The sequence below is a fragment of the Myxococcota bacterium genome (genome assembly GCA_035498015.1).
In the GTDB taxonomy this organism is placed as follows: domain Bacteria; phylum Myxococcota_A; class UBA9160; order SZUA-336; family SZUA-336; genus VGRW01.
This window is the reverse complement of sequence record DATKAO010000110.1, coordinates 1-11,090: the sequence shown is the minus strand read 5'-3', so window position 1 is coordinate 11,090 and position 11,090 is coordinate 1. Positions and strand designations below refer to the sequence as shown.

Annotated in this window: 8 protein-coding genes; 2 read left to right on the top strand and 6 right to left on the bottom strand. The window is 70.2% G+C overall.

Translation table 11 applies throughout. The annotated features are described in order from the left end of the window. Window positions 1-270: 270 nt before the first annotated feature. Entirely contained in the window at window positions 271-2,712 is a 2,442-nt protein-coding gene (locus VMR86_09970) for a sodium-translocating pyrophosphatase (GenBank protein HTO07368.1), read from the bottom strand. Window positions 2,713-2,862: 150 nt separating this feature from the next. Further along, the gene (locus tag VMR86_09965) at window positions 2,863-3,657 is read right to left on the bottom strand and encodes a class I SAM-dependent methyltransferase (protein HTO07367.1); all 795 of its coding nucleotides are present in this window, start codon (window positions 3,655-3,657) and stop codon (window positions 2,863-2,865) included. 80 nt (window positions 3,658-3,737) lie between these two features. Here VMR86_09965 and VMR86_09960 point away from each other — a divergent pair, with 80 nt between their 5' ends. Then, complete coding sequence (locus VMR86_09960; GenBank protein ID HTO07366.1) at window positions 3,738-5,501, top strand: ATP-binding protein; 1,764 nt, start codon at window positions 3,738-3,740, stop codon at window positions 5,499-5,501. Here VMR86_09960 and VMR86_09955 read toward each other — a convergent pair. Genes VMR86_09955 through VMR86_09940 form a run of 4 tightly spaced genes read right to left on the bottom strand, consistent with a single transcriptional unit; the run spans window position 5,498 to window position 10,308 of the window. Continuing rightward, window positions 5,498-6,595 (bottom strand): 3-oxoacyl-[acyl-carrier-protein] synthase III C-terminal domain-containing protein, encoded by a 1,098-nt coding sequence (locus tag VMR86_09955; GenBank protein ID HTO07365.1) that lies wholly within the window; start codon window positions 6,593-6,595, stop codon window positions 5,498-5,500. The two genes, VMR86_09960 and VMR86_09955, sit on opposite strands and share 4 nt — an antisense overlap. Next, window positions 6,592-8,247, bottom strand: coding sequence for a thiamine pyrophosphate-dependent enzyme (locus tag VMR86_09950; GenBank protein ID HTO07364.1), 1,656 nt, complete (start codon window positions 8,245-8,247; stop codon window positions 6,592-6,594). The genes VMR86_09955 and VMR86_09950 overlap by 4 nt, the downstream gene beginning before the upstream one ends. 16 nt (window positions 8,248-8,263) lie before the next feature. Next, window positions 8,264-9,346: an LLM class flavin-dependent oxidoreductase gene (locus VMR86_09945; protein HTO07363.1), complete on the bottom strand. Its 1,083-nt coding sequence runs from the start codon at window positions 9,344-9,346 to the stop codon at window positions 8,264-8,266. Next, window positions 9,343-10,308, bottom strand: a complete 966-nt coding sequence (locus VMR86_09940) for an LLM class flavin-dependent oxidoreductase (protein ID HTO07362.1) — start codon at window positions 10,306-10,308, stop codon at window positions 9,343-9,345. The genes VMR86_09945 and VMR86_09940 overlap by 4 nt, the downstream gene beginning before the upstream one ends. A 459-nt stretch (window positions 10,309-10,767) precedes the next feature. Here VMR86_09940 and VMR86_09935 point away from each other — a divergent pair. Then, window positions 10,768-11,090 (top strand): hypothetical protein (locus VMR86_09935; GenBank protein HTO07361.1); only part of this gene is annotated, 323 nt, incomplete at its 3' end.

The following is an 11,090-nucleotide window of genomic DNA, read 5'->3' as shown; positions in this document are numbered from 1 at the left end:
CTACGGAGTGTCGTTCCCCAACTAAAGGAAAGTCGCGTCGACGCGTTCGCCACTTCCACCATCCGGTCCGCGTTCGCAATGCCATCGGGCGCGGACTGCATGGTCTTCGAGGCAACGAACGTCGACGCGTTTCTTAATTTTGGGGAAGCGGAAGGATCTGATTCGCGCGCGCGGCCGGCGCAATTCCCAGAGGGAGCGTCTGCAGGGTACTCCCGAAGCAGCGACCGACGGGAATTGCGCGGAGCGCAGCGCGCAACGATGCTCTTACTCCTACTTCGTCGCCGCGCCCTCGATGCGCATGGCGTAGAAGGACCGGTAGACGAACACGGTCGAGATCAGGAAGAAGCCCAGGGCCAGGCCCTTCGTGAGTGTCGGGTTCGACTTGTTCAGCTCGACGGCCAGCTCGACGGCCAGCAGGCCGAAGAGGGTCGTGAACTTGATGACCGGGTTCATGGCGACCGAGGACGTGTCCTTGAACGGGTCACCGACCGTGTCACCGACCACCGTCGCGTCGTGCAGCGGCGTGCCCTTCGCGCGCAGCTCCGTCTCGACGACCTTCTTGGCGTTGTCCCAGGCGCCGCCCGCGTTGGCCATGAAGATCGCCTGGTACAGGCCGAAGATCGCGATCGAGAACAGGTAGCCGATGAAGTAGAACGGCTCGGTGCAGGCGAAGGCGAGCGTGCCGAAGAAGATGGCCAGGAAGATGTTGAACATGCCGGCCTGCGCGTACTCGGTGCAGATGCGCACGACCGCGCGGCTGTCTTCGATCGAAGCCTTCGTGACTCCTTCGAGGCGGATGTTCTGCTTGATGAACTCGACCGCGCGATAGGCGCCGGTCGACACCGCCTGCATCGAGGCGCCCGAGAACCAGTAGATCACCGCGCCGCCGGTCACGAGCCCGAGCAGGAAGGGCGCGTGCATGAGCGACAGCTTGTCCAGGTCCGTGGTCATGCCGTTGGTGAGCAGGAAGATGATCGAGAACACCATGGTCGTGGCGCCGACGACCGCGGTGCCGATCAGCACCGGCTTGGCCGTGGCCTTGAAGGTGTTGCCCGCGCCGTCGTTCTCCTCGAGGAACGCTTTGGCCTTCTCGAATGCCGGCTCGAAGCCGAAGTCGCGCTTCAGCTCGGCCTGCACGTTGGGCACGTTCTCGATCAGCGACAGCTCGTACACCGACTGCGCGTTGTCAGTGACCGGGCCGTAGCTGTCGACGGCGATCGTGACCGGGCCCATGCCCAGGAAGCCGAACGCGAAGATCGGTGAGGCGTCGATCGAGGAGCCTGCGATCGGGAACAGCACCCCGAGGCCCTGCGTGGAGATCAAGAACGCGATCCCCATCAGCATCACGATCACGATGCCCATCCAGTAGGCGCTGAAGTTGCCCGCGATCAGGCCCGAGATGATGTTGAGCGACGGTCCGCCCTCGCGCGAGCTGGTCACGATCTCGCGCACGTGCCGCGAGTGCACCGAGGTGAACACCTTCACGACCTCGGGGATGATCGCGCCCGCCAGCGTGCCACAGGTGATGATCGCCGAGAGCTTGAACCACATGAACGCGTCGCCGCCGAGCTCGCCGATCAGGAGCTTCGACACGAGGAAGGTGAGCGCGACGGAGATGAACGAGGTGAGCCACACCAGGATCGTCAGCGGGTGCTCGTAGTTCATCTGATCCGCGTTGCCCCAACGGGAGCGGGCGAACACGTCGTTCAGGAGGTACGCGCCCAGGCTCGCGAGCACCATCATGATGCGCATCGAGAAGATCCAGACCAGGAGCTGCACCTGCGTGGTCGAGTCGTGCGAGGCGAGCAGGATGAAGGTGATCAGCGCGACGCCCGTCACGCCGTAGGTCTCGAAGCCGTCCGCCGAGGGGCCGACCGAGTCACCCGCGTTGTCGCCCGTGCAGTCCGCGATCACGCCCGGGTTGCGCGCGTCGTCTTCCTTGATCTTGAACACGATCTTCATCAGGTCGGACCCGATGTCGGCGATCTTGGTGAAGATGCCGCCCGCGATGCGCAGGGCCGCGGCGCCGAGTGACTCGCCGATGGCGAAGCCGATGAAGCACGGGCCCGCGAAGCTGCCCGGCACGAACAACAGGATGCCGAGCATGATCACGAGCTCGACCGAGATCAGCACCATGCCGATCGACATGCCCGCCTGCAGCGGGATCGCGTAGGTCGGGAAGGGCTTGCCGCGCAGGCTCGCGAAGGCGGTGCGCGAGTTGGCGAAGGTGTTGACCCGGATGCCGAACCACGCCACGCCGTAGCTGCCGGCGATCCCGACCAGCGAGAACAACAGGATGATCACGACCCGGCTCGCGTTCATGTCGGGGTCGTCGACCAGGAACCCGAAGTACAGGACGATCACCGCCCCGATGAACACCCACAGGATCGCGATGAAGCGGCCCTGCGTGACGAGATACTCCTTGCAGGTCGCGTAGATCAGCTCGGAGATCTCGAGCATGGACTGGTGCACCGGCAGGTTGCGGAGCTGCATGTATTGGAACAGTCCGAACGCCATGCCGAGCGCCGAGACGCCCAGGCCCCAGATCAGGATGCTCGCGCCGCTCGTGGTCCCCCCGAAGAACAGCGGGTCCGAGAAGCTCGGCAGCTTCAGCGAGGCCTCGCTCGCGACTGCGGGGTGCGCCCCGCACAGGGCCGCGGCAAACGTGGCCAGCGCGAGGAACCAGTGACGGCGGACGAGTGTTGACGGCATCGCAGAGCTCCCTCCCTCAGTCTGGGCGGCCGGTCTAGTAGCACAGAACGAGCCCCGGGGTCGACTCATGAGGACTCCCGCGCCGGCCGCGCTCGGGAGCGCAGCCGGGGAGCGGATCTGCCCACCATCACCGTGAGCGGGGCCCCTGACTCAAGCGCGCGTCTGCCGCGGCACGCCGATCGCGTAGCTCACGGGGATCGGGAAGCCGGGGTAGCTCACCTGGCCGATGTCCCAGTCGTAGCCGTCGCCTGCCTGGCGCGCGAGCTCGCCGATCTCGTCGAGCGTGTAGCTGCGCAGGCACGAAACCACGCCGTCGAACGTGACCAGCGCCGGGATCAACGGCACGAGGTACGTGAACAGAAGGCGTGAAGTTTTGAACGGCCGGATGCCCGGCGTCAGCAGCATGACGAACAGCCACGAGAAGCAGGCGAGGAAGATCGAGAGGGGCGTGCGCTGGGTGGGCTCGAAGATACCGATGCCGCGCCGCTGGCGGACCGCGTCGCGGAGGATCTCGCCGGCCTCCTTCGGGCGGAAGTGGTGGAACGCCGCGAACAGCGTCCGGAAGCCGGGCAGGTCCTTGGGCACGTTGCGCGCGTCGACCGGCTGCGGCACCGGGCGGATCACGCCACGCGAGCTCTCGACCGCGCGCGCCCACGCTTCGGGGCTGGTGCGCTGGTCGGACAGCCGCACCTCGATCGGGCCGCCGCCGGTCTTCTCCCAGGCGGAAAGCAGCGGCACCCACGGCCCACCCGCGCCAGAGCACAAGTCGAGCACGCGCTCGTCGCCGGTGCGCGCCAGCGCCGCTTGCAAGCGCGGCAACGCCGGGTCGTAAGGGCGCATCACCGATTCCGCGTGTCGCAGGTAGTCAGTGAGTCCGTCGCGGAAGAACTTCGGGCACCAGGGCTGATCTGCGAGCTCGAGCAGGTGCAAGCGCGGAATCGCCACCAACGCGCATCTCGCCGGATTCACGCGCGGAAGTCAAACGAAACGGGCGTGACGCCGATAGCGCTGAACAGGTTCCACCGATGGCCGAAGTCGCACCGAAACGCCGCACTCTCGCGGAGCGCGTCGACGCGCTGCTCGCATGGTTCGTGCGCGAGGCGGAGAATCCCGCCGAGCTGCGCCGGCGCAAGATCGTGGTGGGCTTCACGCTCTCCATCCTGTCGTGGAGCCCCGCCTACGCGTGGTTCTACAGCAAGTATTTCCCCAAGCCGTACTCCGAGATCGCGCTGGGGTGTCTCGCGAGCGGCATGGCGCTGGTCGCGGCCGTGCCGTTCCTGATCCGCTTCGGGGGCCACGTGCGCACCTGCGTGGCGCTGCTCGGAGTGAGTCTGGGGGGGCTGCTCGGGCTCGTGTGCGAGCTCACCGGCGGCTACCGCTCGCCGCTCCTGCCCTGGATGGTGGCGCACCCGCTGCTCGCGCTGGGCTTCGGCGGCGTGCGGCTGTCGTTCATCTGGACCGCGCTGATCTTCGCCGAGCTGGCGGTGCTGTATTTCGCCGAGCCGCTCGGGATCCCGACCTTGAACCTGCTCACGCCCGAGGCGTCGGGCCGGCTCTGGGGCGCCACGCTGGTGACGCTCACGCTGACGATCCTGATGGTCGGCTGGGTGTACGAGTCGATCAAAGATCAGACGATCCGCGAGCTGCAGCGCGCGAGCGACGCGAAGAGCGACTTCCTCGCGCACATGAGTCACGAGATCCGCACTCCGATGACCGCGATCCTGGGCTTCGCGGAGGAGCTCGAGCACCGCGGCGTGGCGCCCGAGCAGGCCGACGACCTGCGCACGATCCGGCGCAACGGCGAACACCTGCTGGTGGTGATCAACGACATCCTCGACCTGTCGCGGGTCGAGGCGGGTCACCTGGACCTCGAGCTGGGGCGCACCTGGCCCGACCGTGTGCTGCGCGAGGTCGCGGCGCTGATGGAGCCGCGCGCGCGCGAGAGCGGGCTCGAGCTGCGGGTCGAGATCGATCCCGCGTCGGCGCAGCCGATCCGCTCCGACGCCACGCGGCTGCGCCAGATCCTCACCAACCTGGCCGCCAACGCGCTCAAGTTCACTCACTCGGGCCACGTGCGGCTGGCGGTGCACGCGCCGTCCGGCGGCGCGATCTGCTTCGAGGTCGAAGACAGCGGCATCGGCATCCCGCGCGAGGAACTCGCGAACATCTTCGAGGCCTTCACGCAGGCCGACGCGTCGATGTCGCGGCGCTACGGCGGCACGGGCCTGGGGCTGGCGATCTCGCGCCAGCTCGCGCTGTTGTTCGGCGGCGACCTCACGGTCGAGTCCGAAGTGGGGCGCGGCAGCCGTTTCCAGCTGCGCATCCCGTGGCAGCTCGACGTGGGCGGCAAGTCGCGCACCCCGGAGCGAGACACTCCGCTCCCGGCGCTCGCCGACCTCTCCGGGCGCATCCTGCTCGCCGAGGACAGCCCCGACAGCCGGCGCCTGATCGTCCGCCTCCTGCAGCGCTGGGGCGCGCAGGTCGACGTGGTCGAGAACGGCGCCGCGGCCGTCGAGCGGGTCACGAAGGCCATGGAGCGCGGCGAGCCTCACGACCTCGTGCTGATGGACATGCAGATGCCCGAGCTCGACGGCTACCAGGCGACGCGCCAGCTGCGCGCGGCCGGGTTCCAGGGCTCGATCGTGGCGCTGACCGCGCACGCCATGGCCGGCTCGCGAGACATCTGTCTCGCGGCGGGCTGCAACGACTTCCTGACCAAGCCGGTCGACCGAGCGCGCCTGCGCGAGACCGTGACTCACTGGCTGACGCGCGAGCGCGACGCGCGCTAGCCGGCCACGTTCCCCACGCCGCCCAGCCCCACGTTGCCCCAGCGCAGGAGCGCAGCGCCCGCGCTCGAGACACTGCCCACCGTGTACAGCAGCACCAGGTTGCCCGGCCGGAGCAGCCCGCTCTGCGCCGCGCGCAGCAGGTTCACGGGCATGAGCGCGGGGCCGATGTTCGCGTACTCGGGGTAGGTGTCGACCGTGCGCTCGCGCGGAACGCCCAGCGCGCGCGCGCAGAAGTCGGCGTACCAGGCGGTCGGCGTGTTGAACACGAAGCAATCGACCTCGGAGAGCTTCGCGCCCGCGGCCTGGACCGCGGCCTCGCAGCACTCGCGCAGGTACGGCTCCGCGGTCTCGTACAGGATCTTGCCCGTCTCGGGCGTGCAATCCATGCGGATGCGCGCGCCGCGTTCGGCGTCGGGCACCACCTCGTAGAAGAAGGTGTTGCAGGTCTCGCCCGTGTGGCGCGCGCGGCCGGTGAGATAGGATGCAGCGCCCGGCGAGTCACTCACCACGAACGCGCCTGCGCCGTCGCCCAGGAACCAGCACATCGTGTCGTCCTCGTCGGCCACGCGCGAGTAGGTGCACGAGATCACCACGAGGGCATTGCGGTGCTGGCCGACGCGGATCAGCGCCGAGGCGTTCTGCAGGGCGACCAGCGCGCTCGAGCAGGTGGTCTCCACGTTCCACGCGGCGCAGCGCAGGCCGAGCGCCTTGGCCAGCGGCGTGGCGTTGCCGACGCCGACCTGGTCGGGCAGGAACGAGCAGCAGATCAGGAGGTCGATGTCTTTCGGCTCGAGCTCCGCCGCCGCGAGCGCGCGGCGCGCGGCGTCGAGCTCGATCGACGCGGCGCGCTGACCCGGCGCGAGCACGCGCCGCTCGCGCGCGCCGCGGAAGGGGTCGGAGAGATAGGGCGCCATCGCCTGCTCGAACGCGTCGAGCGGCCCCGCCTGCTTTTGCTGCGACCGGAACAGGCGCGCCAGCGTGCGGCGCTCCTCGTCCTTCACCAGCTCCGGGTAGCGCTCGCGCCAGTAGTCGTTGCCGCGGATCGCCGCGGGGAACGAGGCGGCCAGCGATCGGATGCCTGCGGTTGCGCTCATGTCTGGACCTCCTGGGTGGTGTGAGTGGTCTGTCGGATCAGGCTCTGCACGCGCTTCAGGAACGGCGCGGGCTCGGTCGGGTCTACGCGCACGTCGATCACCAGCGGGCGAGTCAGTGACTCGATCCGGGCCAGCGCGCCGTCGAGCTCGCTCTCCTGCTCGACGCGAATGCCGCCGGCGCCCTGCGCGCGCGCCCAGGCCGCGAAGTCGGTGTCGGGGATCGTGGTCTCGAGCGGGCGCAGGCCCTGCGCGCGCATGCCCTGGGCGATCATCCCGTAGGCGCCGTCGTTCAGCACGATCCAGGCCGCGGGCACGCCGTAGCGCACCGCGCTCGAAACCTCGGACTGCATGAGCATCGCGCCGTCGCCGACCAGTGCGACGGCCACCCCCTGGCGGCCCTTGGCCGCGCCCAGCACGCCGCTCGTGGCGTGACCCATCGCGCCCCAGCCGGTGCTCGTGCGGTAGCTGCCCGGGCGGCGCACGCGCAGCGAGTGACTGCCCCAGGCGAAGGCATTGCCGGCCTCGGTCAGCACGGGCGCGCCGGCGCGATCGACCACCCAGCGCTGCACGGCGTGGAGCAGGACTTCGGGCCGCACGGGGCCGGCGGCGCGCGGCGGCGGCAGGGGATCGCGCGCGGGCGGCCCCCAGGTCGGGCGGACCACGCGCTGCGGCATGCGCTCGACCAGCGCCGCGAGAAACGCGCGCACCTCGGCTTGGATCGCCAAGGTGTTCGCCTGCGGAAACGCGGCGCCGGGCACGCCGGGCTCGAGGTCCACGTGCACGAAGCTCCCGCTCGGCACGAACGCCGGGTCCCAGAAGGAGGTGAACTCGCCCAGGCGCGAGCCCAGCACCAGGATGTGGTGCGGGTGGAACGAGGCGAGATACTCCTTCACCTGCGCGTGGCCGCCGAAGCCGGTGACTCCCACGTACTGCGGGTGGTCCTCGGGGAACACACCCTTGCCGCGCGGCGAGCACATCACGGCCGCGCCGGTGTGCTCGGCCACGCGCCGCAGCTCGTGCGCCGCGCCGCGCGCGCCGAAGCCGGCCCAGATCGCGAAGTCGGTCCCGCCCAAGAGCGCCGCGCAGTGCTCGACGTGGCGCGGGTCGAGCGCGGGCTCGAGCTGGCGCAGCGACACCGCCACCGGCTCGCAGGGCAGGAGCTGGACGCCGATCGGCACGGAGAGATGCCCGACCCAGCCCTGCGGGCGAGTGAGTCCGCGCGCGATCTCGCCGGCGATGGCCGGCAGGTCCTGCGCGCGCTCGAGCCGCCACGCGCCGTCGAAGATCGGGCCGGGGCCGAACAGGCCGCCCTGCGGCAGCGTGACCGAGCTCGTCTCCTGGAACGCGCGCCGGCCGACCTCGGGCTGCGAGGTCGAGGCCGAGACCAACAGCACGCGCCCGCCCTCCCAGCGCGCGGCGCACAGCCCGGTGAGCGCGTTGGTGATGCCCGGGCCGGTCGTGACGAACACGGCGGCGGGCGCGCCGCTGGCCAACGAGTCCTCGAGCGCCGCGAATGCCGCCCCGGACTCGTGCCGGCAGTGCAGCGCCTCGAGCGTGCTCGAGCGGCCCAGCGCGTCGCAGATCGGCGCGATCGGACCGCCGGTCACGCCGTAGGCGCGCCGGAAGCCGAGTGACTCGAGCAGCCCGCGCACCGCGCCAGCGATGTTCTCAGTAGCGGGCAATGATCTGTTCTGCGAAGTCGCGGTAGATTTCGCGCGCGTGCTCGATCGGCGGCAGGAACGCGATCTCGCGCAGCCCGGCGCGCTCGCGCTGGCGCAGCATGGCGATGATCTCGTCGGGCTCGCCCACGTAGCCGCGCGCGGCCCGGATCACGGCGGGAGTCACGAAGCGCCGCTCCGACGCGACCTCGTACGTGCAGTGTCCGTCGTGGAGCTCGACGTAGCGGCGGTCCGCCGGCGTCTCCATCTTCTCGACGTGCTCCTTGAACTCGTTCCACTCGGTCCGGATCTCGGCGGGAATGAGTGAGTCGTCCCGCGACTTTCGGTACCACTCGTACCAGTAGCGCAGGTAGGCGACCGACATCGGCCCGACCTGGTCGATCACGCGCTCCGAGCGCAGCGTCTCGCCCGGCCGGAGCACGCACACGAACGCCAGCGTGGCGGTGTGGTAGTCCGGCGGCAGCTCGCGGCCCGCGGCGCGCGCCGCCGCGCGCACCAGGCCCATGCTCTGCGGCATGAGCTCGGCCGGCTCGTTGTCGGCCGACACCCGGCCGTCGCCGAATTCGCCCGCGACCTGCAGCGCGCGCGGCCCGTTCGCGGCCACGTAGATCGGGATCTTGTGCTCGATGTCGATCACGCCGAGCCGCCGGCACATGAACTCGACGTGCCGCGACTTCCCGCGCCAGTGGAACTCGGCCTGGCCGCCGCGCAACAGCTCGCGCACCACGCGCACGTAGTCGCGGAACTCGCTCGGCCCGACCGGGTCGAAGCCCATGGTGCGCATGGCCGTGTGACCCGTGCCCAGCCCGAGGAAGACGCGGCCGGGCGCGAGGCGGTTGATGGTGGCGATCGACGCGGCGGTGACCGGCGCGATGCGCGTGCTGGCGATCGATACCCCCGTGCCGATCCGGATGCGCGACGTGTTCACGGCGGCCAGCGCCATCACGGCGTACACGTCCGAGGCGATCATGTGCGAGTCGGGGATCCAGAGTGAGTCGTACCCGAGCCGCTCGATGTCGCGGGCCAGGTCGAGGTCGTCGATCACGGGCTGGATCATCGCGCCGAATTTCAAGGGAGCCTCCTTTGCGCCGGGCGCCGAACGGGTTGCGTGCGCAGCTCGGCACACAGGCCGCCGAGCGCCTTGAACGCCTCTTCGAGCTCCTTCTCGGGCTCGAGGGCGGGGTGCAGCGTGACCATCAGCTCGTCGACGCCCGCGCGCTGGATGGCACGCAGGCGGTCGACGATCTGCCCGGGGGTACCCCAGACGAAGAGTGAGTCGATCAGCGCGTCCGGCGGGACGCGGAGGTCGGGGATCGAGAAGCCCGCGGCGCGGAACATCTCGACGTAGGCGGGCGCCGCCAGGTACGTGCCGAGCGCCGCGCGCGCAGCGGCCCGCACCGCGGCGCCGTCGGTGCTCCAGACCACCGGCACGTTGCCGACCAGCGGCGGCCGCGGGCGCCCCGCGGCGCGCGCGCCGCGCTCGAGCTCGGGCAACGCGGTGCCCAGCAGATAGGGGACGGGGCACCACGCGGCGAGCGCGCCGTCCGAGATCTCGCCGGCGAGGCGGAACATGCGCGCGCGCAGCGCCGAGACGGCGATCGGCACGGGCGCGGTTCGGGCCGCCAGCTCGGCGTGCACGCGGAAGTACTTGCCCTCGAAGTCGGTATGGCCGCGCTCGAGCAGGTCGCGCACCACGGTCAGGTACTCGCGCAGGTGCTCGAGCGGCGGGTGGAACGGGATCCCGAGCATGCCCTCGACGATGAACGGATGACTGTTGCCGATGCCGATGCGCAGCCGGTCGCGCGCGAACGGCGCGAGCGCGAGCACCTGCGAGACGAGCACCGCGGGGTGACGCGGATACGTGGGCACGATCCCGGTCCCGATCGTGATGCGGCTCGTGCTCGCCGCGATCGTGCCGAGCAGGGTCAGCGGATCGAAGGCCATCGGCAGCGCGGGCAGCCAGACCGCGTCGATCCCGGCGCGCTCCGCCGCAACCGCCGCGCCCACCGTCGACGCTGCGTCCGGCTGAAACACAGCGACGCTCAGCGAGATTGCTCTCACTCGCCTTCCCCCTCGACGCGATCATAGCCGATCGGAACGAAAGTGACTCAACTTATTGCGCGCTTTCTTTGCGCGCTTCGGCCCCGCGCGCCGAGTCACAAGCGCATCGAGCGCACGCACACGCGAATTTTTCGCGCCGCGCTGCACGGACACGTGACCTGAGTCGCAACATACTGGTACGACCTCGAGTGACTCGCGGATGCGCGGCGTGCACGCTTCGAGGGGAAATCGCGCCGGTAATGAGATCAGTGCGATCAGCTGGCCGGACCGATCCGGCCCGGGCCTGCGTCCAAACGACATCGCACGTTCGGCGCCCACTACCGGCCGTTCGGCGGCTGCGGTGGCCCCGCAACGCCGGCAGCCGCGGTCGGTTCCACCGCAGGACAGGAGATCGCGATGCCCGAGCTCGTTCGTGAAAAGACTGGCCTCCCGGTGCTTTGGCGCGCGACCTGCGCGCTCCTGGGGGCCCTGGTGGTGCTGGCCGGAGCCCCTGCCGCGCAGGCGGGCAGCCCGCCGCCACCGCCGCCGCCCCACAGCGCCCCGCAGAGCTCCAACCCACATCCGCCACCGCCGCCGGGCGCGCCACCCCCGCCGCCCCCCAGCGTCTACTCGCCGCCGGTGATGGTGCCCGTCGCGCCGGCGCCGCCGGCCCCGCTGCCGCTCCCGATGCGGATCATCTACGCGCCGTTCTACGCAACCGGGCTCGTGCTGCGCTACGGGTTGTACTACGGGATCGTCGCGCCCTTCGAAGTCCT